Annotated in this window: 20 protein-coding genes; 13 read left to right on the top strand and 7 right to left on the bottom strand. The window is 61.3% G+C overall.

The annotated features are described in order from the left end of the window. Nucleotides 1-123: 123 nt before the first annotated feature. Nucleotides 124-1,014, top strand: coding sequence for a DegV family protein (locus tag OIL88_08095; protein ID HJI72318.1), 891 nt, complete (start codon nt 124-126; stop codon nt 1,012-1,014). 81 nt (nt 1,015-1,095) lie between these two features. Here OIL88_08095 and OIL88_08090 read toward each other — a convergent pair whose 3' ends face one another. Further along, entirely contained in the window at nt 1,096-2,187 is a 1,092-nt protein-coding gene (locus OIL88_08090) for a hypothetical protein (GenBank protein ID HJI72317.1), read from the bottom strand. 191 nt (nt 2,188-2,378) lie between these two features. Here OIL88_08090 and OIL88_08085 point away from each other — a divergent pair, with 191 nt between their 5' ends. Beyond that, the gene (locus tag OIL88_08085) at nt 2,379-2,549 is read left to right on the top strand and encodes a hypothetical protein (GenBank protein HJI72316.1); all 171 of its coding nucleotides are present in this window, start codon (nt 2,379-2,381) and stop codon (nt 2,547-2,549) included. A gap of 24 nt (nt 2,550-2,573) precedes the next feature. Here the strand turns inward: OIL88_08085 and OIL88_08080 are convergent, their stop codons facing one another. After that, nucleotides 2,574-3,677 carry an RsmB/NOP family class I SAM-dependent RNA methyltransferase gene (locus tag OIL88_08080; GenBank protein ID HJI72315.1) on the bottom strand — a complete coding sequence of 368 codons (1,104 nt, stop codon included), beginning with the start codon at nt 3,675-3,677 and terminating at the stop codon, nt 2,574-2,576. A gap of 36 nt (nt 3,678-3,713) precedes the next feature. After that, complete coding sequence (locus tag OIL88_08075; GenBank protein ID HJI72314.1) at nt 3,714-5,864, bottom strand: class I tRNA ligase family protein; 2,151 nt, start codon at nt 5,862-5,864, stop codon at nt 3,714-3,716. A gap of 132 nt (nt 5,865-5,996) precedes the next feature. On the opposite strand from OIL88_08075, the gene OIL88_08070 reads away from it, so the two are divergent. The 3 genes from OIL88_08070 (at nt 5,997) to queA (ending at nt 8,431) form a co-directional block, all read left to right on the top strand. Then, on the top strand, nt 5,997-6,563 hold the full coding sequence (locus OIL88_08070; GenBank protein HJI72313.1) for a DUF3267 domain-containing protein: 567 nt from the start codon (nt 5,997-5,999) through the stop codon (nt 6,561-6,563). A gap of 10 nt (nt 6,564-6,573) precedes the next feature. Beyond that, nucleotides 6,574-7,149 (top strand): epoxyqueuosine reductase QueH, encoded by a 576-nt coding sequence (locus tag OIL88_08065; protein HJI72312.1) that lies wholly within the window; start codon nt 6,574-6,576, stop codon nt 7,147-7,149. Nucleotides 7,150-7,219: 70 nt separating this feature from the next. Beyond that, nucleotides 7,220-8,431, top strand: coding sequence for a tRNA preQ1(34) S-adenosylmethionine ribosyltransferase-isomerase QueA (gene queA, locus OIL88_08060; protein ID HJI72311.1), 1,212 nt, complete (start codon nt 7,220-7,222; stop codon nt 8,429-8,431). A 207-nt stretch (nt 8,432-8,638) separates the two neighbouring features. Here queA and OIL88_08055 read toward each other — a convergent pair whose 3' ends face one another. Then, nucleotides 8,639-9,790 (bottom strand): IS110 family transposase, encoded by a 1,152-nt coding sequence (locus tag OIL88_08055; GenBank protein ID HJI72310.1) that lies wholly within the window; start codon nt 9,788-9,790, stop codon nt 8,639-8,641. Between the two features lie 405 nt (nt 9,791-10,195). Next, nucleotides 10,196-11,959, bottom strand: coding sequence for a hypothetical protein (locus OIL88_08050; GenBank protein HJI72309.1), 1,764 nt, complete (start codon nt 11,957-11,959; stop codon nt 10,196-10,198). A gap of 294 nt (nt 11,960-12,253) precedes the next feature. Between OIL88_08050 and OIL88_08045 the strand changes: the two genes are divergently transcribed. The 5 genes from OIL88_08045 to OIL88_08025 all read left to right on the top strand — a co-directional run bounded on the left by OIL88_08045 (nt 12,254) and on the right by OIL88_08025 (nt 16,324). After that, the gene (locus OIL88_08045) at nt 12,254-13,054 is read left to right on the top strand and encodes an SDR family oxidoreductase (protein HJI72308.1); all 801 of its coding nucleotides are present in this window, start codon (nt 12,254-12,256) and stop codon (nt 13,052-13,054) included. Between the two features lie 436 nt (nt 13,055-13,490). Beyond that, the gene (tgt, locus tag OIL88_08040; protein ID HJI72307.1) at nt 13,491-14,630 is read left to right on the top strand and encodes a tRNA guanosine(34) transglycosylase Tgt; all 1,140 of its coding nucleotides are present in this window, start codon (nt 13,491-13,493) and stop codon (nt 14,628-14,630) included. A 211-nt stretch (nt 14,631-14,841) separates the two neighbouring features. After that, the gene (locus OIL88_08035) at nt 14,842-15,600 is read left to right on the top strand and encodes a TIGR00730 family Rossman fold protein (GenBank protein ID HJI72306.1); all 759 of its coding nucleotides are present in this window, start codon (nt 14,842-14,844) and stop codon (nt 15,598-15,600) included. 113 nt (nt 15,601-15,713) lie between these two features. Beyond that, entirely contained in the window at nt 15,714-16,013 is a 300-nt protein-coding gene (locus OIL88_08030; GenBank protein ID HJI72305.1) for a type II toxin-antitoxin system RelB/DinJ family antitoxin, read from the top strand. A 2-nt stretch (nt 16,014-16,015) separates the two neighbouring features. After that, entirely contained in the window at nt 16,016-16,324 is a 309-nt protein-coding gene (locus OIL88_08025; GenBank protein HJI72304.1) for a type II toxin-antitoxin system YafQ family toxin, read from the top strand. Between the two features lie 64 nt (nt 16,325-16,388). Here OIL88_08025 and OIL88_08020 read toward each other — a convergent pair whose 3' ends face one another. Continuing rightward, nucleotides 16,389-19,373: a DEAD/DEAH box helicase family protein gene (locus OIL88_08020; protein ID HJI72303.1), complete on the bottom strand. Its 2,985-nt coding sequence runs from the start codon at nt 19,371-19,373 to the stop codon at nt 16,389-16,391. 612 nt (nt 19,374-19,985) lie between these two features. Then, nucleotides 19,986-20,846, bottom strand: coding sequence for a DegV family protein (locus tag OIL88_08015; GenBank protein HJI72302.1), 861 nt, complete (start codon nt 20,844-20,846; stop codon nt 19,986-19,988). A 123-nt stretch (nt 20,847-20,969) separates the two neighbouring features. Here OIL88_08015 and OIL88_08010 point away from each other — a divergent pair, with 123 nt between their 5' ends. The 3 genes from OIL88_08010 (at nt 20,970) to OIL88_08000 (ending at nt 24,391) form a co-directional block, all read left to right on the top strand. After that, nucleotides 20,970-21,665 carry an HAD hydrolase-like protein gene (locus OIL88_08010; GenBank protein HJI72301.1) on the top strand — a complete coding sequence of 232 codons (696 nt, stop codon included), beginning with the start codon at nt 20,970-20,972 and terminating at the stop codon, nt 21,663-21,665. Between the two features lie 54 nt (nt 21,666-21,719). Beyond that, on the top strand, nt 21,720-23,156 hold the full coding sequence (locus tag OIL88_08005; GenBank protein ID HJI72300.1) for a M20 family metallopeptidase: 1,437 nt from the start codon (nt 21,720-21,722) through the stop codon (nt 23,154-23,156). Between the two features lie 293 nt (nt 23,157-23,449). Continuing rightward, complete coding sequence (locus OIL88_08000) at nt 23,450-24,391, top strand: phosphate ABC transporter substrate-binding protein (protein ID HJI72299.1); 942 nt, start codon at nt 23,450-23,452, stop codon at nt 24,389-24,391. Nucleotides 24,392-24,402 lie beyond the last annotated feature (11 nt).

Here is a 24,402-nt window from a genome sequence, read left to right as displayed (position 1 = left end):
GGTGGAGACGATGGTGGTAAAGATGTTCGCTATTTTTGGTTCGATTTGGTAAATAGTGGACATATGTACCGTATGTAGGCTCACTGTGCGATAATTTGCGCAGCAATGAGTAAGGAGCCTCATATGAGTGATTTTGTCCTGACCTGTGAATCCGCCGCCGACCGAACCCGTGAGTTCTTTGCGTCGCGCAATATTCCTGTCGTGTGTTTTCATTACGAGATCGACGATGTTGTCTATACGGACGATCTGTATCAGTCGATTACGCCGGACAAGTTTTTTGCCCAGATTGCCGCGGGCGCCATGCCCAAGACGTCTCAGGTGAGCGTGGGTGAGTACGAGGAGTTTTGGGAGCCGTTTGTTGCCGAGGGTAAAGACGTGCTGCACCTGACGTTGTCGTCGGGTATTTCGGGCACGTATGGATCGGCCTGCGTTGCGGCGCAGATGCTCGCGGATCGCTATCCCCAGGGCGGCAAGGTGCGCGTTATCGATTCGCTGGCCGCGGCTTCGGGCTTTGGCCTGCTGGTGGAATATGCCGCCGACGTGCGCGATAGTGGGGCTTCACTCGACGAGACGGCTGCCTGGATCGAGGAGCACAAACTCAACCTGCATCACTGGTTCTTCTCGACCGATCTGTCGAGCTACCTACGAGGCGGTCGCATTTCGGCTGCGAGTGCGATCATCGGCACGGCGCTTAAGATTTGCCCGCTTATGACGGTCGATTGCGACGGCAAGCTGTCGCCACGTGAGAAGATTCGCACTAAGAAGCGCGCGATTTCCGAGATGGCCAAGACCATGATGGCACACGTGCAGGACGGTGCGGATTATTCGGGTAAGTGCATCATGTCGCACTCGGCGTGCCGCGAGGATGCCGAGGCAGTTGCGGCGCTGATTGAGGAACAGGTTCCGCAGCTTAAAGGCAAGATTGAGATCAATGATATCGGTACTCTGATTGGCTCGCATACCGGACCTGGTACGGTGGCGCTCTTCTTTATGGGCGACAAGCGCGTGGATTAACTTGGCTCATCACGTCGCTGCGTGATTGCTCAAACGAAAACGGCCCGCCTCACGTTTGTGGGGCGGGCCTTGCTGTTGCGGCTAGCGTTTCTTTCCGCGGAAGAAGAAGCCGTGCAGTGACGGCTTGAGGCCGCGGTTGGCGCGATGCTCCTCGACGCGCTCGTGGATCGAAGCGACGCGCTCGATGACTTCGTCGGGAATTGGCACATCGGGATTCATGTTCTCGACCTGGCTGACCTCGGCGGCGGCGACCTGGTCGATAATGGGCACATCGTCGCGCGAGATGACAGGTGTGGCGTCTTCCTTCATCTTGCGATAACGCTGCATCATGTCGGTCTGTAGCTGCTGGGCCGAAGGCGGTGTCCAGATGATGGCGTTGGCGCCGGCGGCGATGGTTTCGCGGATGCTCTCGGGCGTCTTGCCGCCCGGTGCGATGAGCGGCAGGTTGGGATAGTGCTCGCGCAGCTCGCGCAGGACCTGGGGCGTGTTTTTGCCGGCGGCGATGTTGAGAATCTTGGCTCCGGCGCGCACCTTGGCGTGAGCATCGTCGTCACAGCGAACGACCGTGGCGATGACGGGGATGTCGGCGATATTGGTGATGTGCTCGACCATCTCGGCAGTGGCGGGGGAGTTGACCACGCAGCCCGCTGCGCCCTGCATCTCGGAGACAGCTGCCATCTGCACGGAGCGCTTACCGGTCGTAGTTCCGCCGCCTACGCCCACAAAGACCGGGCACTCGGCGACGGTCAACAGCGCCTGCGTAATGGCCGGCTGCGGCGTGAAGGGGTAAACGGCAAAGACAGCATCGGCATTGGAGTTGCGGATGACGGCCACGTCGGTGGTGTAAATGAGCGACTTGATGCGTCGACCGAAGAGCGTAAAGCCGCTGGCCTCCTCGATCTCGTCGGGCATGCGAAGGGCCGCCTTGCGCAAACGCCCGTCGATGGGCAGCGGTTCCATGGGGAGCAGTCCGTTGGGGGTCACGGCTACCTGGGGCTCGGTGAACTCGTCTGCGAGCTCGACCTCGGAGAAATCGACCGAGGCGACGATGTCCTCGTGAACCTCGGCGGGCACATCGATGGGAGCTTGGTCGTTTGCCGCGGCAGGCGTGTCGAAAGAGCTGGTGCCGACGAAGGCGTCGACGCGCTCATTTAGATCGTTGAGGGTATCCATGGAAGCTCGATTCTATGTGATGACGGCCGGCGCGATGCAGCCGGAATTGCGAATGCTAAATCGTTTGACGAGTTGATTTTTCCCCGCCGCGCCATCCGTTAGACCGAAGAGCAGGCGAACGTGAAGGAGCTGTGGTGGCGGGGATCGAGGTGCTATCTTGAAAGTCCCGTTTTCAAGAGAGGTGACGCGGTATGGAATTTTCGGCAATGTTGGGCTCGATTGGCCTATGCGTGGGCGCAATCGTAGCCGCCGCGGTCATCTACTTTGTGGTCACGGCCATTAAGGGCAAAAGGGCCGAACGCAAAGAGCGCGCGACGCTTAAACAGCATCGCGACCAGCAGAGCAAACGCGCACGGAGATAGCTTGTTGAGTTTTGGATCCGTGCGCTAGCTGCGTTTTCGGATCAGGGCAATGTAGAAGCCCTCAAAGTCGCGGCTGGGCGGAATGGTGAGCGTGCCGGACAGGCCGTTGGCGATGGCCGATACCTGACCCGCGGCAATGGCCTCGGTTAGGGCGTTGGACTCGATGCGCGGCTCCTCGCCAGCTTCCTGGGCGCGGCGTGCCTCACTTTCGCTTGGCGTGCCGTCGAGGGGGATGAGCTCGCAGTCCATATGCTTGTCGAGGGCCTCTTGCAGGGCGTCCTCGTTTTCCTGCGGCAAGATCGAACAAGTCGAATAGACGAGCGTGCCGCCCGGTTTGAGGGTTCCCATGGCGCGGTCCAGAAGCGCACGCTGCGAGCGGGCGCATTTGACGAGCAGCTGCTCGGTCAGGCCGCGCAGGGTTTTCTCGTTGCCGCTGATAACGGTGCCCGTGCCGGTGCAGGGAGCGTCGAGCAGGATGCGGTCAAAGCGGAAGAACTCGTCGAGCTCGCGTGCGTCGGTGCGCATGACGGGCACGTTTTTTGCGCCTTGGCGGTGGAGGTTGGCTTCGAGCTTCTCGGCGCGGGGAATGCTCATCTCGCAGGCGGTAAGGTGCGCCTGCCCCTGGGTGAGGGCGGCGATCTGCGTCGTCTTGCCGCCAGGGGCTGCGCACATGTCCAGGATGTCCTCGCCTACCTGAGCGCCCAGGACCAGCGGCGGCATCATGGACGACAGGCTCTGCAGGTAGATCTTGCCGTCGCGGTAGATGCCGAGATCCCACAGATCGGAAACCTGGGCCTCGGGCAGGATAAAGGCGTCTGGGTACCAGGTGACGGGGTTGTGGGCGATGCCGGCGGCATCGAGCGCCGCAGCGATGTCCTCGGCGGTTGCCTTGAGCGTGTTGGCGCGCAGCGTGACCGGGCGTGTGGCCGCGGCGCCGAAGCCCTCGATCATGAGCTCGGCATCGGCGGGCGCATAGGCGCCGGCGACCGTGTCGACCATAAAGCGCGGCAGGTCGGCGGCGCAAGGAAGGGCGGCAAGCTGGTCGGAAAGCTCGGTGGCGGCAAACTGCCTGCGCTTGAGCTCGGCCTTGACCTGCTTTTTCTGCTTACGACGACGCGGCTTGGACATCCGTCTTTCCTTCCCATTCCATTACATGTCGAGTGTTTAGTACTGGCTCTCGTGCTTGCTAAAGAAGTCGAAGCGCGGGGGCAGCGGCTTTACGCGGTGCTCGCCGGGCTTCTCGCCCAGGCTCTCCACAAACTCATCCGTGGAGGCGAAGATGTTATCCCAGCTAAAGAAGGCGACCGGGTCGATGTCGAAGTACTCGCAGATGAGCTCGCAGCCGGCAGGGACGATGCCGTGCATGAGCACGGTCGCCACGCGCAGCTCGGCAAAGGCGTCGACGAGGGCCTGCGTCATCGCGGCGTTTGCTGGCTTGCCTTCGAGCTTGTTGGCGGCCTTGGAAGCGTCGCTCCAGCGCTTGTTGGCGGCGCGCAGGTAGTCGTCGCACACGGCAAGCGCGCGGTGCGTCTCGAACTTGTACATAGCCTGCTCAAAGGCGAGAGCTGCCTGCTCGGCGGCTTCGACCACGGCGGCAGAGGCCGCACCGGCGGGGATGCAGCCTCTGCGATAGGGGCTCTCGTCGCCTTCCTTGACGGCGACGCCGTAGAAGCAGCTGCGGGCCAGACGGTTGAACACGCCGGTCAAAAGGGCGCTCTCCTTAAGGGCCGGATCGATGACGCGCTTGTCGTCGCAGGCGCGCACCTCGTTGCCGTCCTTGTCCTTGCCGGTCACGCGGGTGTCGTATGCCTTGGGGCTAAAGCTCACCGGCTTTTCGGACAGGCCGAGCGACAGCCAGTGCGCGCGCATCTGCTCGCAGGTGTAGTGGTTGAGCAGGTCGTCTGCCGGCGGGGGAGGCGTCTGCGAGGACGAGCTGGCCTTTTTGCCCATGTAGAGCAGGTGGTAGCAGGCGCTGACGGTGCTCTGCGTGAGGTCCCAGCCCAGGGCCTCCCACATGGCGGTCTGCGCGATGCAGTAGAAGTAGATGTTGTCCTGACCGATAAACTGGTAGATCTGTGCGTCGTCTGAGCACCACCAGTCGCGCCAGTCGAGCGAGCTGTGCTGGTAGGTGGGCGCGGGCACCTGCGTGGAGTCGGCAGCGGGCTCGCCCATAAGGGCGGCATCCTGGGCGGCGACGCCCTCGGTCACGCCGGCGGCGCGGGCGTCGCGGGCGAGTACGGTACGCGTATAGCTGATGGGCGCCCATAGGCTCTCGGGCCAGCACCAGCAGGTGACGTCGGAGACGCCGTCGACCTCGGGTACCGGAACGCCCCAGTCGATGTTGCCGGTGATGCGGAAGGGCACGAGCGCTTTGCCGCTGCGGAAGCGCACGCCGCCGTTGGCGAGCACCGCGTGGGCGTCGTCGCGCTCCTTCCAGCTGGGGAAGGTGACGGTAAAGCTGCTCTTGTTGCCCTCGGGTTCCAGCACGGTGTGCTCGGGGAGCTGGTCCTCGACGGCATCGAAGGCCTCGCGGAACTTGTTCTGGATGTAGAGCTGAGCCGGCAGCAGCCACTCTTCCATGGTCTTGGAGACCACGGAGCGAACCTGCGGGTTCTGGGCGAGCTTGGCGGTGTAGGTCTTCATAAAGTCGAGGTAGGCCGGCAGGTCAAAGTAGAGATTGTCGACCGGGCGCAGCTCGGGCACCTCGCCGGTGAGCTGGCTCTTGGGCGCGATGAGCTCCTCGGGCTCAAACTGGTGACCCAGATCGCACTCGTCGGCGTAGGCTTTCTCGGACTTGCAGCCCTGGATGGGGCAGCGGCCGATCACCTGGCGGCCGTTGAGGAACGTGCCGGCCTTGGCATCGTAGAACTGCAGCGTGGAGCGCTTGGAGATGGTGCCCTGCTCGTGCAGGCGCTTGATAATCTCGGCGGTTACCTCGTTGTGGATCTGCGCGGCCGGCTCAAGGCCCGAGCCGCCGTAGATATCGCAGCTGATGTTGTAGTTGTTGAGGGTCGCGGCCTGGCGGGAGTGATTGGACTCGACATACTCGCCGATGGACTTATCGTAGCCTTCGTTCTCCTTGAGCTTGCGGTAGCTCTCCATGATGGGCGAGCCGTAGCAGTCAGTGCCCGAGGTGAAGATGACGTTCTCGCGGCCCAGGCGGTCGCGCAGGAAGCGGGCGAAGAAGTCGGCAGGGACAAAGACGCCGCCAACGTGGCCAAAGTGAAGGCCCTTGTTGCCGTAGGGCTCGCCGGCGGTAACGATGGCGCGGCGCGGCCAGCTGGGACGGTCGTTCATGGAATATTTGGATGCCATGGGACTCCTTCGCATATGGTGGGAGCGCGGCCGGGCGCAAGGCCTGGCGACGCGGTGGTCAATTCGTGCATATCGTTCGACATTATCGCACATGCGGACGGGTACGTGGCAGGGGCGCTATCCTAAGATGCTATGAATGAGATTTCCAACATACATGCGTTTGAGGACGAGGATTTTCTGCACGCTTGCTTCGTGTGGGGGATGGTCGTAGTCGGCGTGTTTGCCGTGTGCTTGGTGCCGGTGTTTATGCTGCTGGGCGGGCCTGCAGACTTGGACGCGGCTGAGGCGGGCGGCTGGACCACCGTCGTGGGCTGGATAGTCGGTGTGGCTGCGGTTTCTGCAGCGTCGTTTGCTGTGCACGAGCTGGTGCATGCGGTGTTTTTTAAGCTGCTGGCGCCTGCGGGCGCGCAGGTGACCTTTGGGGCGAATCGCGAGACGGCGATGATCTATGCCTGCGCCGAGGGCGTTGTGTATTCGCGTCGGCGGTACATGGCCATTTGCCTGGCGCCCACGGTTGCTTTGACGGTGGCGTTTGCCCTGGGGTTTGCGTTCTCGGGCTATCCGCTGCTGTGCTACCTGGCGGCTGGTCTGCACTTGTCTGGCTGCGTGGGCGATTGGTATTACGTGCGGACCATCCTGCGCGACCGCCGCATTGTCGCCTGCGAGGATACGTCCTTTGGCGTGCGCTTTTTCGGGTGAGGAGATGTCGATGAAGCCGTTGTTGCTGCATGCTTGTTGCGCGCCATGCTCGCTTGAGCCGGTTCGCCTGCTGCGCGAGGAGGGGTTTGAGCCCACGATTTGCTGGACCAATCCCAATATTCAGCCGCGCGATGAATGGCAGCGTCGTTTGGACGAGCTGCGCCGGTGGTGTGCCGACGGCGACATCGAGCTCATCGAGGCCGGGGAGGACCGCGAACGCTGGGAGACCGGCGTGGCCCCGTTGGGTGCCGATCGTCCCCGTCGCTGTCGCGTGTGCTATGCCTTGCGCTTGGCCGAGGCATGCCGCGTTGCCCAGGAGCGCGGGTTTGAATATGTGGGTACGACGCTCGCCGTCTCGCCGTACCAGCTGTTCGACACCTGCAATGACGTACTCGAGCGCCTGGCGGCGGCACGTGGGCTTACCCCGGTGATCCGCGATTTTCGCCCGTATTATCCCGAGGCTACGCGCCGTTCGCGCGAACTGGGCATGTATCGACAGAACTACTGCGGCTGCCGCTTTTCTGCCGTCGAGGCGGCCATGGACCGCGCTCGCATTCGCGACGAGCGCAAGGCTGCCAAAAAGTAGTTCATTTGGGACGTCAGCCTGCTAGGATGTAGGGCGGACTTTAGCTATATAAGGAGAATCCGACGTGTCTATGCGTACCGATGATTTTGACTACAACCTTCCCGAGGAACTGATCGCCCAGGCTCCCGCCGAGCCGCGCGACTCCTGCCGCCTGCTGGTGGTGGATCGCAAGGGCTCCCAGGCGGGAACGCCGCTGGAGCATGGCGGCACCGTTGAGCACTGCATCTTCCGCGACATCATCGACTATATCGAGCCGGGCGACGTGCTCGTCATCAACAAGACGCGTGTGATGCCGGCCCGCCTGATCGGTCGCAAAGCCGGCTCGGGTGGCGTGGTCGAGACGCTGCTGCTCAAGCGCCGCGAGGATGTTGACCCGCTGGGCCATGTTTGGGAGTGCTTGGTCAAGCCGGGCAAGCGCCTGAAGCCCGGTGCCCAGATTGAGTATCGCGCCGGTGGCGCCCATGCGCCCGAGGGGGCTCCCGTGGTGCTGACGGCCGAGGTCATCGACTTTGTCACCGATAGCCGTGGTGGCCGTCTGGTGCGCTTTGAGCCGGTCGGTTGCAATGCCGCCGGCGACCCGCGCACGCTCGACGAGGCCATCCATGCGGCCGGCCACGTGCCGCTGCCGCCCTACATTACCGATTACGAGGGCGACCCCGAGAAGTACCAGACCGTCTACGCCATGAAGGAGGAGCACTCGGCTGCCGCTCCTACGGCGGGTCTGCACTTTACTCCCGAGCTCATGGCCGCTATCGAGGCCAAGGGCGCGAAGTTTGCCGCCGTCGAGCTCGAGGTGGGCATCGATACCTTCCGCTTGGTGGAGGAGGACGACCCTACGCAGCACGTCATGCACACCGAGCGCTACCACGTGTCGCAGGAGGTTGTCGACGCCGTGCATAAGGCGAAGGCCGAGGGTCATCGTGTGATCGCCGTCGGCACCACCGCGGTGCGCTCGCTCGAGAGTGCGTTTGACGCGGACGCGCCGGTGTCCGATCCGGCTGTGACGGCGCGCTATTTTGAAGGCCGCGAGGACGGTGCCGACACGCTCGGCCGCGGCGACATCGTGGCGCGCGAGAACGCCACGACGCAGCTTTACCTCATGCCCGGCTCGACCTATCACGTGGTCGACGCGCTGATCACGAACTTCCACGTGCCGCGCTCCACGCTCATGATGCTCGTAAGCGCGCTTGCCACCCGCGACCAGATCATGGATGCCTACGCCGCTGCTATCGAAGAGCGCTACCGCTTCTTCAGCTTTGGCGACGCGATGCTCATTCTGTAGGTTACGGCGTTTTACAAACGCCGTAACCGGCCGACGCTGCAAACCCCCCTAAGCGGCAATCTGATGTTCAATCGTCGGGCATGACCAGAAGGTCAATGCCCCCCCTCTTTCACGTCACCTTGCTCGCTTAGGGGCGTTTTCGCTGACTTTGCCAAAGCATCGGCAGGTACTCATTGGGTGTTCCTATAGTTTTGTCAACCGTCGGGGCTACTCCCGGTAGGGCACCCGGTCGCGCATCACGGCGTATATCGCCCTGAGCCCGTATATCGCCCTGAGCCGCTTCCTCGCGACGGCCTTGAGCGCCCGCCCGTGCCCCATGCCCCGCGCCCTGCAGGCCCGGTAGTACTCGCCGTAGCGCCCCGAGGACCTCACCAGGCTGTTGCACGAGAAGATCAGCAGGGACTTGAGCCTCGCGTCGCCGCGCCTGGACGCCCTGACCGACCTCACCGACGTTCCGGAGCTCCTCACCCTCGGGGCTATGCCGCAGTACGAGGCCAGGTGGTCGTGGTCCGGGAACCTCCCGATGTCGACCGACACCGCGAGCTGCGCCGCGGTCCTCGGGCCGATGCCGGGCACGGTGAGCAGGCACGCGTAGGTCTCGTCGCCCTCGAGCAGCGCCGCCGTCTCGGCCTCGAGGGCCCCGGCCTCGTCGAGGGCCTCCGATATCCGGGCGGCCAGGAACCTGACCTGCCTGTTCTCGGCCTCGACGAGCGCAGGCGGGGGCGCGGTGGAGGCGGCCGCGGCCTCCCCGGCGGCCTCGGCCCGCGGGCCCCCGGCCCCGGAGCGGGCGATCCCCCACGCCCCGCCGAACCCGGCGAGCAGCTCCAGCCACCGCCGGTCCGACAGGTCGACCGCGGCCTCGAGGGCCGGGCAGGACTCGAGCAGCACCGCGCGCAGGCGGTTCTTGTCCCTGGTCGCGCAGGCGACGACGTGGTCGCGCTGCGACGAGAGGGCGCGGGCGGCCTCGAGGGCCTCGCCGCGGCCCGGGACCCCCGACAGGGAGTCCGGCACGCCCAGGGCGGTCCGCGCGATCACCGCGGCGTCGCGCTCGTCGGTCTTGGCCTCGCCGGCGAACAGGCCCGCGGCGCGGCTGGCGGCGAGCCCGGGCAGGTGGGCGACCCCGAGCCCCGCGGCGCGGGCCCGCCTCACGGCGAGGGACCCTATGTTGCGGAACTGGTCGACGACGACGAGCGTGCCGGCGGGCGCGGAGGCGAACAGCGCGTCGAGCTCGGCCTCCCTGTTGCGGACGGGGGCGCTGGCCAGCACCTCCCCGTCGCGGTCGATCAGGCAGGCCCAGTGCGATGACTTGCCGACGTCCAGGCCGAGCACGGCCGCGGGCCTGGTGGATGGCGCTTTCACGGTGGTATCCTTCCGGTAGTCGTTCGACCGGATGGCCTCCCCCTCGGCACTCACATTACCAGCCGCGGCGCCTGCCCGGCACTTTCCTATCAGCCGTCGGGGGCGGCGCGTCCCGCGCCGGCAGCACCCAACGGGCCCTCTCGGGGGCAGGGACGTTCGGCCGTGCGCGGGCGCCCGGTCGGCGGCCCGTTCTGGGCGCGCCTCAATCGTAGCCCGAGACGGTCCCGGGCTGACAATTTCGACTGTAATGGACGTACTTAAATGAGTGCCTGCAGAATGAGAGTGGATAATCTCCCGTTTTTGGCCTGCTTGGGGGCTCAAAGTGGGAGATTATCCACTCTCGTCATTGGGCTAGTCGTTGGGGACGTTCTTGTTTGACTAGTCGTTTAAGAACGTCCCCAATGACTACTTGCTTGCGAACAGCCAGACTAGGATGATCGCCAGGATTGCGGCGACGATGCAGACGATGGCGCCGGTGAATTTGATGCGTGAGTCGCGGGTACGTTCGCGCACCGCGTCCTCGGTGGCCTCGAGCTGGGCGACTTCTCGCTCGGTCTCGGCGTGTTCGGCTTTGTCTCGGGCCAAGGATCCTGCAAGCGACTCAGTGATCTCTGGGTGGTCGTGCACTTCGGTCGCCTGTCCGATGATCGACTGCGCATGTGCGGCATCTGCTTGGGCGTTGGCGATGCTCTGCTCCTGGTCGCGGCGTGCCTTGTCCTCGGCAGTGATCTTCTCGCGCAGTTCGCGCTGACGAGTCGCGGCGGCTGTCTTCGCCGTCTGCAGCTCGTCGCGCGCGGCATCGGCTTCGGTCGTCACGGCTTGGTGCGCGCGTTTTGCGTCGGCGATAGGGGCTTGAGCCTGCTCGACGGCCTGCTCGGCTGCGGCAAGCGAGTGCTCAAGGTCGGCGGTGATGCGCGGGACATCTTCTTCGGCTTTACGCAGGGCATCTGCCGTGTCGGAAATCTGCATCGAGAGCTCGCTGGTGCGCACCGTATAGTTGGCGGGATTTGCCGAGGGATTGCGTTGCAGCTCGGCATACTCATGACGCAGCGTCTCGAGCTGGGCGCGCGTGGCGTCGACGGTTTGTTGTGCGGCGGCAATGCCGGCGTCTCGCTCTGCCTTCACCTTGTCGCGGATGCGCTTGGAATCCTCAAGACGTCGAACGAGGCGGTTGCCGGTCTCGCGTGAGCTCGCCTCGCGGGCCTCCACGGCGTCGAGCGCGGCCTTCAGACGGAGCTCAGTCGCGTCATCCTCTGTCTTCATTTGTTCGAGCTGACCCTTGAGCTCTGTCGCTTTGGAGGCGTGGGCATCACGATCAATCTCGGCGGCCGCTGCAGTCTTTTGGGCCGTGGCAATCGCCTGGCGCTGGTCGGCGACGATCTGGTCGTAGCGGCCTGCGATATCCTGGCGCGTCTCGAGTTCCTCGGCCTGATCGGCAATGCGCTGCTCAAGTTCGGCCAAGTGGGCACGGGCATCGGCAAGTGCCTTTTTCGCGGCGTTCATCTCGCGCATGGCCGAGGCGCCCTGGGCGATAAAGGTGCCCACGGCGTTCGCGGTGTTCGAGACAGCGGTCCCCAGATCGCGGTTCGCGGCAGGGGAGTGCGGGGCGGTCGGGCGAGCGGTGTCGGCAGCGTCCGCATCGGTAGCCTGCGGCGCGGCGATATTGCCGGTGCCGCCCTCGACCACAGAAAAGCCTGCTGCGTGCGGGTCGACCGCATCAGCGCCAATCGTGGGATGCTCGAGCTGCAGAAACGAGGGCATGGCGCTGCCCTGGTCGGCAACCGGAGTCTCGCCGGGTACGAAGGTCGAGGCTGCCTCGGCGGCCTCCTCTTCCTCGGCGTCAACGTCAGCGTCGGCCACGGCGTCTTTCATCGCTTTGACGGCATCCATCATGGAGTCCATGACGGCGTCGAGCTCTTCTTCCGAAGAAACCTCGATAGGGCCCGCAGCTTGCGAAGCGGCATCCTGTACGGGGTCGTCGTCCTGAGCGGGCGCATCGTCGTTTTGCTCGCCGGCATCTTCGGCGCCGGGGGTTTCCGCCGTAGCGCTTTCGTCCAAGATGGGGTCGTCGAGGTCAATATCATCGCAGGTCACAGCGTCGGCATCTGCAGTGACGTCTGCGGAATCATCAATATGCTGTTGAGTCTGGGGGTCCAGCTCGTCTGTCATAGGCATGTGCTCCTCATCGTTGTTTGTCACCCTATGATAAAGTCTCGCGCCGACATCCCGCGCACTGCAGCAAAGTTTCAAAACGTGTTCGATGGCTCGCGTCGATAGCAAAAACTCGGCCACTTTATCCAGTTTGTACTTGACATTCCCTTCGCCGAAAGACGTTGCGCCGTTCGCCTGCCATGGGCTTTATTTTTCACTTGAACCCGCTAAAGTTGCATTTCAGCTTTTGGCGCGTGAAGTTGGATGCGCGCAGTCGACGGGCAGGCCCGTCGCGATTTGAAAGGACTTTATATGGGACTTTTCACTGGTAAGACCGTGATCGTTACCGGCGGCGGCAAGGCCACGCTTAAGGACGGCTCCGCTGGCTCCATCGGCTACGGCATCGATATCGCATTTGCCAAGGAGGGCGCGAACCTTGTCATCACTGGCCGCAACGTCGCCAAGCTCGAGGCCGCCAAGGAGTCTCTCGAGGCCGAGTACGGTGTCAAGGTTCTGCCTGTTCAGGCCGATGTCTCGGCTGGTCAGGACAACGAGGCCGTCGTCCAGAACGTCATCGACAAGGCTATTGAGGAGTTCGGCCGCATCGACGCCGTCGTCAACAATGCTCAGGCCAGCGCCTCGGGCGTGACCATTGCCGATCACACCATGGACCAGTTCAACCTCGCCATTTACTCCGGTCTGTATGCCACCTACCTGTACATGCAGAAGGCCTACCCGCACCTGAAGGAGACCAAGGGCTCCGTGGTCAACTTTGCTTCGGGCGCCGGCCTGTTTGGCAACTATGGCCAGTGCAGCTACGCCGCTGCCAAGGAGGGCATCCGCGGTCTGACCCGCGTCGCTGCCAACGAGTGGGGCAAGGACGGCATCAACGTCAATATCGTTTGCCCGCTTGCTTGGACCGCCGCGCTCGAGAACTTCCAGGATGCCTATCCCGAGGCGTTCAAGGCCAACGTCCACATGCCGCCGGCGGGTCACTACGGCGACGTCGAGAAGGAAATCGGCCGCGTTGTCGTTCAGCTCTGCGGTCCCGACTTTAAGTATATGAACGGCGAGACCGTCACCCTCGAGGGTGGCATGGGCCAGCGTCCTTAGGGGTTCCGCCGTTCTACCGAACGGCGGACCGGCCGACGCTGTGCGGGCCGCATTTGGACAATCTGCCGTTCAATTTCAAGGGCGCGACCAGAAGGTCAGCGCCCTTTCATTTCACGGCACCTTGTCTCAAATGCGACCCGCTCGCTGACGTTGCCAAAATATCGGCGTTGCCGTGGCTGGTAAATAGCTCCACTCATCGGGGACGTACTTAAATGAGTGCCCGCAGAATGAAAGTGGATAATCTCCCGTTTTTGGGCTGTGCTTTGGGCAAAAGTGGGAGATTATCCACGCTCATCCGGTAAGCGTCCAAAAATCCACGCTCATTTGCCGTGTCCCTGCCGTATCCTCCTCGCACCAGTTTCTGTCGAGTCGGTGCTTCTTGCGGGTTGCCCGTATAATGGTTTGCGTATGAACCGCAACCAAGGAGTTCCAGTTTATGGACCAGAGCCTTTTTAAATTCGACCTGATCGCCGAGGACCCGACGACGCACGCGCGCGCTGGCGTGCTGCACACCCCGCACGGCGACATCGAGACGCCGATCTTTATGCCCGTGGGCACCAAGGCAAACGTCAAGGGTATTCCTACCGAGACCGTCAAGCAGCTCGGCGCCCAGATCGTGCTTGCCAATACCTACCACCTGTCCATGCGTCCCGGCGAGGACACCATCGCCGAGCTGGGCGGACTGCACAAGTTTATGAACTGGCACGGCCCCATCCTCACCGATTCGGGCGGTTTCCAGGTCTTCAGCCACAACGACGCCGTCAAGCTCACTGACGAGGGCGTGCGCTTTATCGTCAACGACTACGACGGCCGCCACGTGTTCTGGACGCCCGAGGACAACATGGAAATCGCCATGAAGCTCGGCTCCGACATCTGCATGCAGCTCGATCAGTGCCCCGGCTATCCTGCCACGCGCGCCTACGTCGAGCGCGCCGTGGAGCTGTCAAGCATGTGGGCCGAGCGCTGCTACAAGGCTCACACCCGCGATGACCAGGCACTCTTTGGCATCGTCCAGGGCGGCATGCATCTGGACCTGCGCCTTCGATCGCTGCGCCACCTGGAGGAGTGCGGCGACTTCCCCGGCTACGGCATCGGCGGCTACTCGGTGGGCGAGGACCACGAGACCATGTTCGAGACGCTGGCGCCGCTGGTTTCCGAGTACATGCCTAAGCACAAGCCGCGCTACCTCATGGGCGTCGGCAACCCTACCACGCTCGTGCGCGGCGTTGGCGTGGGCATCGACATGTTCGACTGCGTGCTGCCGACGCGCACCGGCCGCATGGGTACGGCGTTCTCCAGTGAGGGTCGCCTTAACTTCCGCAACGCGCGCTTTGCGCACGACGACGGCCCCATCGACCCCACCTGCACCTGCCCGGTGTGCACGGGCGGCTACAGCCGCGCGCTCATCCGCCACATGGTCACGCAGAAGGAGATGCTCGGCGGTATTCTGCTGTCGATGCACAATATCTACTACCTGCTCAACCTTATGCAGCGTGCCCGCCAGGCCATTATTGAGGGCCGCTACGGCGCGTTTGTGAGCGACTGGATGAACAGCCCTGCGGCGGTGGATTACTAAGAGCGGCGTGGGCGCTTGCAGAGCGCGGGCAACGGCAAGGGCGAGCGCCGGCCGGTCATCGCGTTCGCTAAGACCGTCTGCGCGACCGCTGACCGATAGCTTGCAAGCACTTGATGCATCGTGGGTACCATACCGAATAGTTGATGTTCGGGCGGGTGTTTGGCGCATGGCGTCGACCCCGCCCGTTTTCTTTTTCTCGATAGGAGTACCCATGATTAAGAACGAGAATGTTGAGGGCGAGCCGGCCTACGACGAGACGTACCGCCGCGGCCCCGTGGTCATGCGCGGCCCCATGATTCCTAAGGACAATACGTACGCCAACCTGCTGGCGCCCGAGGAGTCGACCGACTGGCTGCATGCTGATCCGTGGCGTGTGCTGCGCATTCAGGCAGAGTTTGTCGACGGCTTTGGCGCGCTTGCCGAGCTCGGGCCCGCGGTGACCATCTTCGGCAGCGCCCGCACGCCCAAGACCGATCCGCTCTACAAGGCGGCGCGTACCGTCGGGCGCAAGATTGCGCAACGTGGCGTGGCGGTCATCACCGGTGGCGGCCCCGGCATCATGGAAGCGGCCAACAGGGGAGCGGCGAGTGTCAACGGCAAGTCAGTTGGCCTAGGCATTGAATTGCCGCACGAGCAGGGGCTCAATAAATACGTGAACCTCGGCATGGACTTCCGCTACTTCTTTGTGCGCAAAACCATGTTCGTTAAGTACAGCTCGGGCGCCATCGTATTTCCCGGCGGCTTTGGCACGTTCGACGAGATGTTCGAGGTTCTCACGCTGGTGCAGACGCACAAGGTCAAGCGCATGCCGCTCGTGCTGGTGGGCACCGAGTACTGGCAGGGCCTATTCGACTGGCTCAACGGCCCGGTGATGAGCACCGGTATGATCAGCCCGCTCGATCCGGATCTGGTACACATTACCGACGACCTCAACGAGGCCGTTGACATTGCGCTCAGCGGGCTGATGTAGATCAATCGTGCCCACGCGACATGAATACGCATGGCAATCTGATGTTATCTAACATCAGATTGCCATTTATATTGGGTATACTGGTGTAAAAGACGAGGGCGAGGAGGTCGCGTATGTCTACTGCAACGGTTAAGCCTACGACGGTTCGCATCGAAGAAGGGCTCAAGGAACAGGCGACTGAGTTCTTGGATACGGTTGGCCTGAGTCTCAATTCGTATCTCAACCTTGCTGTTCGACAGCTGGTAAATCAACGAAAGATTCCTTTTGAGATCGTAGGAAGGGTGGAGGTGCCCAACGAAGCGACGAGACGCGCCATGGTGATTGCCGAGGCTCATGAGTTGGGGATTCTGCCAGACGACAGCCCGTCATTCAATAACGCTGATGAGCTCATATCATTCCTCGATGAGGACTAGCGATGTTCGAGATTAAAGTCGAGGCTCAGTTTAAGGCGGATTACAAACGGACGATGCGCATCCATCCGCAACTAAAAACCGAGTTTAAGGCGGCAGTCGCAGAGCTTGCAGCTCATGGCTCGCTTCCCGCGGAATATGGTGCCCACGAGCTTTCAAACCCGGGCGGCAATTACAACGGCCACATCGATTTCCATCTATCCGATGGCTTGGTCGATGTGGTCGTTCTTTACTTGCCGCATAAGACTAATCCTGTGATCCGGCTGGTCAGAATGGGCTCGCATGAGGAATTATTCCAGGGCCCGCAGGGCTGATTGCCGATTTCTAAGTTGCGGTGAAATAGGGACTGATTGGCGGCTGATAAGCCAAAAACAGTCCCTATTTCACCGCAAGTGATGGGGATGTCCCGCTTGTTGATGCAGCTTTCGGTTCTCCTCTTCGCTGGATTTCGTCCAAAAGCTCGGCGGCAACTTCGCTGCTTTTGAAACGAATGCTGCAATCCTCATTCTTGGGAAAAGCCAGTAATGGAATGGTTCCGTACCAGACGGTTTCCTCGTCAATCACTGCCGCGCACAAACGCCCTTCAGTTTTGACGGAATAGTCGATGCCCATTTCGGCAAAGACCGCCTTCGCGTCATCGCGCGGAGTTGAGGCAACGATTATCTCAATGCTAATTCCTCGAGTCATGGAGCTGGTGAGTGAATCCTTGAGTTTCGTAAGGCATGCGGAAGATGCATAGGGGGCGGCGATGAAAACGTTCTTCGTGGCATTGACGATATCTTTGTTTAGGGTCTCAAGGAAATGCGAAGAGTCAATTAGAATGTTTGCCTCGGCTTGGCTGGCGTCTTTCGCTACATAAACCTCGTACCCGAGCTTGGCGTAGGTCTTGAGTCTTTTCTGGTACATTCGGGCGAGCATGGGTATCGACAGGTCAACGTAGTCGTATATCTCAACCCGCCGCTTGCCCTCGTGACTTCTATGCAGTCTGCCCGCCTGCTGCGTGATGCTGCCGTCCCACGATATCGGCGTGGCAATGAGGAGAGTGTCAAGGTAGGACAGATCGAAGCCCTCGCCCAGAAGGCTTTCGGTGGCGACGATGATTCGATGTTCGTGTTCGAAGCAGGGAAGACTGTTCAGTATCGCTTTTCTTTCTTTGGCGTCGATTTCCCCGGTCAGGAGAATGGGTTCGTGTCCTCGGTCTTTAAGCAGCCTGAACAGCTCCTCGGCATGCTTTTTCCTTTTTGAAAGCACAAGTGGATGTCGACCGCTTGATGCGGCTTCGAGGGCGTCGTCGACAATCAATTCATTTCTTGCCGTATGCGCGCACAGAAGGTCGAGAATCTGATTGAAGCTTGCACCGGGCTCGTAGGCCGGTAGTCGAATTCCGGTAAAACGAGGCCGTACGATGCGCTGGATGCCCTGCTGGATCGCTTGCGTTTTTGGATCGATGACATAGCGAAGCGGGCCGCAGAGCATGGAGAGTGCCCGCGTAAGACCGTCGGAGCGCTCGGGCGTTGCGGAAAGGCCGTATACGTATTTGGCCGGGGCAGACTTGAGAACAAGCTCGAGCTGCGGCGCGGCGGCATGGTGACATTCGTCGCAGATAATGAGGCCGTAATTGCGAACAAGGTCCTTAACTATTGGCTCTCTGGTTTGGCGGTCTTTGCCAGACAGCGATTGAAATGAAGCGACGTCGATGAGGCCACTTACGGCGGTCTTGCCTCCTCCAATTTGCCCGATGAGCGGAGGCTGCTTTTTGCTGATTCGTCCTTTTGGGGTTCGGACGGGCTCCCTGTTGTCCGTAATGTCGACAAATCGCTCGAGCTGGGATTTCCATTGGGTTATGAGCGCGGTCTTGGGAACGATGACGAGCGTTGGAAGACCAATGGCGGCAATAAGGTAAGCTCCGGTGACGGTTTTACCGAAGCCTGTCGGAGCGGACATGATTCCGTCTTCGTATATGAGCATCTGATCAGCGGCGATTTGCTGCTCAGGGCGAAGGGCGCCTTTAAATGTCATCACAATTTGATTGTCAGATTTGCGTTCGTCTGAATAGTGGACAGAGACGCCGGTTTCTTGGAGCAGTCGCTCAAGTTGAGCTTTGCAGCCTCTGGGAATCGCGACGCAGCCGCCTCTAAGCTCGCTGAGGTCTATGAGCCGCGGTTTACCGAATACTGATTGATGCATAGATTGCGCGCGGAAGAATTCCGGGTTGGCGAATGTTGCGAGCCCGCGGATTTCCATTTGAGCCGCTGGACTCAGAGACTTCTCGGGGATGTACAGCATATCGGCTTGTGTGACGGGCAGCGATGAAGGAAAGTCCCGCGATGTGAGCGGTAGCCGTTTGCGGGGCGTTTGGGCATACCGTTTGGTCTTGTTTGCCACCGTAACTGTTGCTAGCCCGTGTGGGTTGTCCCCAGTGGTTTCGATCAGATTTTGCACTGTCGAGCGCGGAATCAGCTGGACTTGCGACAGATAAAGCCATTGGTCGGGAAAGGGCTCGAATTGTTCGTCTACAAATACGCTGTTTCCTTCACGTTGTGCCTTGCCTTGAAAGGGAAGTGCGATGAGGTTTCCAAAGCCTCCATCGGGGATAGTGACCTGAGCGGGTAGCATTCGATCAAAGGCCTCGAACGTGATTGTTTTATTGAGCGCCGCAGCTTCGGTTATGAGGCAACTTCCAAACTCTCTGGCGGCCTTTGCACTGATTGGCTCGAGAAAGAAAAACCAGATGTGTGCGCCGTTGCCGGATCTTGAGCGCTCAACGGCGGCGTTAATGCCCCGTCGTTTTGCAACAAGCCGTACGGCATTTGTTGCCTCTTTCCAGTCCGCTTTGTCAAAATCGATGACGAGAACTCTCGTGTTGCAGTTCCTGTCGAGCACATATTGCCCAAGGACATCGCGGAATCGGTCGTCCTTGCCTTTAAAGTGAGCAATGATTGCGGCATCGCTTAATTCGGGGAAGATGCGATTGCCGCATTCTGCGCATTTGACTCTTTGATGGGCTGCTTTGGGGCAAATTTCCGGCTTCCACTCGTTTGCGCAAGCGGGCGTATAGCCGATACCTCCGTCTTTTCTGCGATATCCATGAGCGTAAACATCTTTACGTCCGGTAAAGAGACTGCGAAAGAGCTCGAGTTTGTCACGTGCTGGGCTCGCGCTGGTGACGATGCCCTCGATTCGCGCTCGTTCATCGAACAAAGCGCCAGCTTCTTCCCACTCTTCAAGTGTGGCGTAGCGTACGTCTGAACCGTTGTTGCAAATGACGATTTGTCGGTGTGGGTCCGAGGTGTGCGCGATCGTCTGATCGTATTTAAATTGTGCGGTCCCAAAGAGGGCGTATTGATGTAAAGGCTTGGACATTCGAATGCCGTACTCTCGTCTTAAAGGAGTTTATTGAGATGAGAGTACGGCATTTCGTTTTTTTGGGATACTCGACATCGATTTTGGTTCGGCAACGGTGGGTTGTCGCTCCGTGAACGGTGCCTGGCCCGCGCCGGAACGTGTGGCTGCTGGTCTTAAATGGCTTTAGCGGTCATGAGATGGGCTGGAGGCGTGGGGGTCAAGCCACCAGGAGACCCCGTGGTCAAAAAATGGCAAATATGAGTACTGTTGCTAGGATAGAATCATATCATTTGGAAAGTATTTAAGACCAATTGGCTGCGATTGCATATATCAACCCCCTAAACACGACGATTCGGTGCTTTATGGAGCTTGAAAATCGGTGGAAGTGGGCAATTTCAGCGAAATTTTGCTGTTACTAAAATTGTGACAGTACTCATATTCGCCATTTTTTGCCCACTGGGTATCGTCGGGGCCAATCAAAGCTCCCCAAACAGCTGGGAACGCGCCGATCGCCAGCAATATCTTGTTTGTGGGTGACGCGCGGCAATAAAGTTGCGGTGGAATAGGGATTGATTTGCGGCTGATAAGCTAAAAACAGTCCCTATTTCACCGCAAGTGATGAAGGTGCTCCTAGTGGGTGGGTTGGTAGCGGGGGCAGTAGCTGATGGCGATGGCGTCGACGCCTACGTGGGTGGCGATGGTGCAGCCGATGGGGCCGGTGCCAGCGTCGACGTAGTCCTGGCCCGCGAGCGCCTGATTGACGAGCTCTTGCTCCTCGGCGGCGCCGGTCGTGAGTACGCGCACGCTCGAACCTGGGTGATCGGCCAAAAACGCGAGGCAATCGGCCATGGTGTTGGCGACGATGCGCTTGGCGCCGCGGCCCTTCTTGATGGCTTTGATCTCGCCCGACTGCCACTCTGGCGAAACGGCCAGGCGAATGTTGAGCATCTGCGTGAGCTGGCCGGCGAGTTTGGGGGCGCGGCCGTTCTTAACGAGGTTCTCGAGCGTGCGCGGAATCAGCAGCAGATGGGCGTCGGGCAGCGTCGCGCGGATCTGCGCCTCGGTCTCGTCTAGGCTGCGACCGTCCTCGCGCATGGCGAGCGCGTACTCCACTAGCAGGCCCTCGGCGCCCGAGCCGGTGCGCGAATCGATGCAGCGTACGTCGAGCTCGTGGGTATCGGCCACCTGGCACGCGTTGGCGTAGCAGGCCGACCACTCACTGCATAGTGAGATAAAGATGGCGCTGTCGTGGCCGTCGGCGCGCACACGATCGAAGAGCTCCTTGAACTCGCCGGCGCTCGGCTGCGAGGTGTGCGGCAGCTGCTCGGAGCCGGCCATGCGGGCGACATACTCCTCGGCGGTGATCTGCACCTGGTCGAGCAGGTCCTCGCCTTCGATAATCACATGCAGCGGAATCACGTAGATGCCGAGCTCTTGGGCGCGGGTGGGGGAGATGTCCGATGTGGAGTCGGTTATGATGGCAAAAGACATAATTGCACCTTTCGATGGGGCGCCTGCGCGCCGCCGATTGAGAGCAAAGTGCGTCAAGTATAGTGGAGTTGTTCCACATTGCCAGCTTTAATTGTTGAATAGTCAACGGTTTGAAGCGTCGGTGTGGAAATCGTCAACTGGGGAAGAGGGATGCCCATGGCGGCATTACATCTATGTGAGCGGCCGATCGTGCTGTTCGATTTTGACGGCACGGTGGCCGACACGGGACGGGCGGTGATGACCTCGACACGCAAGACGCTGGCTGCGCGCGGGTTTTCGGAAGCGCGGATGGGCGACCTGCGCCGCATGATCGGGCCTCCTCTGTGGAAGAGCTTCCACGACTTTTACGGCTTTACGCGTGAGGAATCGCTCGTGGTGGCCGACGAGTACCGCGCCTTTTTTGACGAGCTGGGGCCAGAGGAGTATCCCGTGTTCGACGGAATCCCCGAGCTGCTCGATGGGCTCGCGGCGCAGGGGCATCGCATGGCGGTCGCGACGTCGCGTATGGAGGCGAAGTGCATCGATATGGTGCGCGAGCTGGGACTTTGCCAGTTCGAAGCCGTGGCTGGCATGAATCCGCCGCAGGGCCGCGAGACCAAGGCGGATTCGGTCCGCGACGCGCTGGCTGCCCTGGGCGCGACTGCGGACGAGGCCGTGATGATCGGCGATCGCTTTAACGATGTGGAGGGCGCGCACGCGATGGGCGTGCCGTGCATCGGCATCTATTCGGGTGCGGCGGCGCCGGGGGAGCACGAGGCCGCGGGCGCCGATGCGGTGGTGCACTCGGTGGCCGAGCTTGCTAAACTTTTCGCAATATAAGTGTTTGATGTGAGGGGCGGGCGCGCTCGCCCCTCATTGGTTGGGAGGTAGTCCATGAATCAGGTGGAGCAGAGCGTCGCCGAGTATGTCGACGAGGTCTGGGAGGATGTCGTCGCCGATATCGAGCAGCTGGTGAGTTATCCGTCTGTCGCCGTTGCCGCCGATGCGGAGCCCGGCGCGCCGTTTGGCCGCCCGGTCCGTGACGCGCTCGACTGCGCGCTCGGCATCGCGCAAAAGCTCGGCTACCAGACGAGCGACGATCAGGGTTATGTGGGCATCGCCGATATCCCGGGCCGCGGTGACAAGCAGCTCGCGACCATCTGCCACGTGGACGTGGTTCCCGCCGGCCCCGGTTGGAATACCGATCCGTTTGTGATGGAGCGTCGCGACGGCTGGCTGCTCGGCCGCGGCGTGATCGACGACAAGGGCCCGGCCGTGCTGTCGCTCTACGCCGGCGCCTACCTGCTCAAGCACGGCATCACCCCGCGCTATACCTTCCGCGCGCTGCTGGGCTGCGATGAGGAAGTGGGCATGTCCGACGTTCACCATTATCTGGAGAACTACGCAGATCCCGACTTTTTGTTTACGCCCGATGCCGAGTTCCCGGTTTGCAATGCCGAGAAGGGCCAGTTTGAGGCAACGTTCGTGAGCCCCAGGATCGACGGCGGGCGCATCGTGTCGTGGAGCGGTGCCGAGGCGACCAATGCTATCCCGTCGCAGTCTATCTGCGAGCTTGCGATTGCCGTCGACGAGCTGCCGGCGCCGGTCGAGAACGCCGACCTTCTGGAGATTACGGCGCTCGACAACGGTCATGCGCAGATTTTCGCTCACGGCATCGGTGGCCATGCCTCGATGCCCGAGGGCACGATCAATGCCGTCGGCCTGATCGTGACGTATCTGCGCGAGGCCGAGGACGCGTTTGGCGCCCGCGGCGAGCGCCTACTGACGCCTGCCGAGCACGAGTTCGTCAAGTTCCTGGCCTTTGTGCACGCGGATGCCTATGGCCGCGGCCTGGGGATTGATGCGACGAGTGCGGCGTTTGGCCCGCTCACGTGCAACCCCGGCGTCATCCGCGTGGCAGATGGCCACATTGAGCAGGTCATCGACGTGCGTTTTCCCGATAGCACGAGTGCCGATACCATGTGCGAGCAGCTCGAGCCGCTCGTGGGCCGCTTTGGCGTGACGTATCGCGTGGGTCGCGCCAAGGTGCCGTTCTCGGTTTCGGCCGACGATCCGGCCGTGAAGGCGCTCATCGATACCTATAACGAGTTTACGGACAAGCATGCCGAGCCCTTCGCCATGGGCGGCGGCACGTACGCGCGCAACTTTGCCCGCGCCGTGTCGTTTGGCCCCGAGGAGACCGGCCTTGAGCTGCCCGCGTGGGGCGGCCAGATGCACGGCCCCAACGAGTGTGCCAACGAAGTCCAGCTCAAGCAGGCGCTCAAGATCTATATCGTGGCAATCTTAAAGCTCAACGAGTTGGAGCTTTAGGGTTACGGCGTTTTGCCAATCTAAGTTGCGGTGGAATAGTTCCTAGAATCGGCTGCCTGACAGCCAAACAGGAACTATTTCACCGCAACTTTTTTTATCGGTGTAAAAGGCGCGCCACGCTAAATGCCGGGATTGTTATTCGTTTGTAAAGGCTGGGCAGCGCTTGCGGTAAGGGTCTATCAGATGCCCGTAAGAAACCGCAGCTGGCGCGGCTGTCGCCTGATCGAGGTCGTATCTTTCCAAACAGCAAAGCGGGCAGGGTGCCCGCGAGTCGCATGTATGAAAGGAAGATCATGCTCGATCAGGCTTATTCTCGTCGTCAGTTCCTCGGCCTCGCTGGTGGTCTTGCCAGCATCGTCGGTCTCGGTCTCGTTGGCTGCGGTGGTTCCAACGCTTCCGATGCCGCCGACAAGGGTAGCGCCGCCGCTGCTGCCGAGTCCGTCTCCGGCGAGGTGACCTACGACGGCGCCTCTTCGTTCCAGGCTCTCGTCGAGGCTGCTGCCGAGAAGTTCATGGATGCCAACCCGGACGTCTCCGTTTCCGGTTCGGGTAACGGTTCGGGCAAGGGCCTGACCGCCGTCGCCGCCGGCACCGTCACCATCGGTAACTCCGACGTCTTTGCCGAGACCAAGCTCGAGGCCGACCAGGTCAAGAACCTCGTTGACCACGAGGTCGCCGTCGTGGGCATGGGCCCCGTCGTCTCCAAGAACGTCAAGGTCGACGACCTGTCCCTCGAGCAGCTCAAGGGCATCTTCTCCGGCCAGATCACCAACTGGAAGGAGGTCGGCGGCGACGACGCCACCATCGTCGTCCTCAACCGCAAGGCCGGCTCCGGCACCCGCGCCACCTTCGAGGCCGTCGTCTTTGGCGACGAGGCCGTCGACTTTAAGGGCGACGCCGAGCTCGACAAGTCCGGCGACGTCCAGACTCAGATCGCCAGCACTGACAATGCCATCTCCTACCTCGACTTCTCGCACTTCGATGACTCCAAGTTCAACGCCGTCAAGGTCGAGGGCGTCGAGCCCAAGAGCAAGAACGTCACCGACGACTCCTTCAAGATTTGGGCGACCGAGCACATGTACTGCTCCAAGGATGCCGACGAGGCCACCAAGGCCTTCCTGGACTTTATGCTTTCCGACGACGTCCAGGGCAAGCTCGTCGAAGAGCAGGGCTTCATCCCCGTCTCTGCCATGAAGGTCGTCAAGGACGCCAGCGGCAAGGTTTCCGCTAAATAAGTAATCGCCCC

It is taken from the genome of Coriobacteriaceae bacterium (assembly GCA_025992855.1).
Taxonomy (GTDB): domain Bacteria; phylum Actinomycetota; class Coriobacteriia; order Coriobacteriales; family Coriobacteriaceae; genus Collinsella.
Note: the sequence above shows the minus strand (reverse complement) of the source record. Positions and strands in the feature narration are given on the sequence as shown.

Excerpts from the sequence above, each read along its gene's own strand:
- OIL88_08000 (HJI72299.1), top strand. The coding sequence starts at position 23,450 with ATGCTCGATCAGGCTTATTCTCGTCGTCAGTTCCTCGGCCTCGCTGGT.
- OIL88_08095 (HJI72318.1), top strand. The coding sequence starts at position 124 with ATGAGTGATTTTGTCCTGACCTGTGAATCCGCCGCCGACCGAACCCGT.
- OIL88_08025 (HJI72304.1), top strand. The coding sequence starts at position 16,016 with ATGTTCGAGATTAAAGTCGAGGCTCAGTTTAAGGCGGATTACAAACGG.
- OIL88_08085 (HJI72316.1), top strand. The coding sequence starts at position 2,379 with ATGGAATTTTCGGCAATGTTGGGCTCGATTGGCCTATGCGTGGGCGCA.
- tgt (HJI72307.1), top strand. The coding sequence starts at position 13,491 with ATGGACCAGAGCCTTTTTAAATTCGACCTGATCGCCGAGGACCCGACG.
- queA (HJI72311.1), top strand. The coding sequence starts at position 7,220 with ATGCGTACCGATGATTTTGACTACAACCTTCCCGAGGAACTGATCGCC.
- OIL88_08020 (HJI72303.1), bottom strand. The coding sequence starts at position 19,373 with ATGTCCAAGCCTTTACATCAATACGCCCTCTTTGGGACCGCACAATTT.
- OIL88_08080 (HJI72315.1), bottom strand. The coding sequence starts at position 3,677 with ATGTCCAAGCCGCGTCGTCGTAAGCAGAAAAAGCAGGTCAAGGCCGAG.
- OIL88_08090 (HJI72317.1), bottom strand. The coding sequence starts at position 2,187 with ATGGATACCCTCAACGATCTAAATGAGCGCGTCGACGCCTTCGTCGGC.
- OIL88_08075 (HJI72314.1), bottom strand. The coding sequence starts at position 5,864 with ATGGCATCCAAATATTCCATGAACGACCGTCCCAGCTGGCCGCGCCGC.
- OIL88_08050 (HJI72309.1), bottom strand. The coding sequence starts at position 11,959 with ATGACAGACGAGCTGGACCCCCAGACTCAACAGCATATTGATGATTCC.
- OIL88_08015 (HJI72302.1), bottom strand. The coding sequence starts at position 20,846 with ATGTCTTTTGCCATCATAACCGACTCCACATCGGACATCTCCCCCACC.
- OIL88_08035 (HJI72306.1), top strand. The coding sequence starts at position 14,842 with ATGATTAAGAACGAGAATGTTGAGGGCGAGCCGGCCTACGACGAGACG.
- OIL88_08030 (HJI72305.1), top strand. The coding sequence starts at position 15,714 with ATGTCTACTGCAACGGTTAAGCCTACGACGGTTCGCATCGAAGAAGGG.
- OIL88_08005 (HJI72300.1), top strand. The coding sequence starts at position 21,720 with ATGAATCAGGTGGAGCAGAGCGTCGCCGAGTATGTCGACGAGGTCTGG.
- OIL88_08070 (HJI72313.1), top strand. The coding sequence starts at position 5,997 with ATGAATGAGATTTCCAACATACATGCGTTTGAGGACGAGGATTTTCTG.
- OIL88_08045 (HJI72308.1), top strand. The coding sequence starts at position 12,254 with ATGGGACTTTTCACTGGTAAGACCGTGATCGTTACCGGCGGCGGCAAG.
- OIL88_08065 (HJI72312.1), top strand. The coding sequence starts at position 6,574 with ATGAAGCCGTTGTTGCTGCATGCTTGTTGCGCGCCATGCTCGCTTGAG.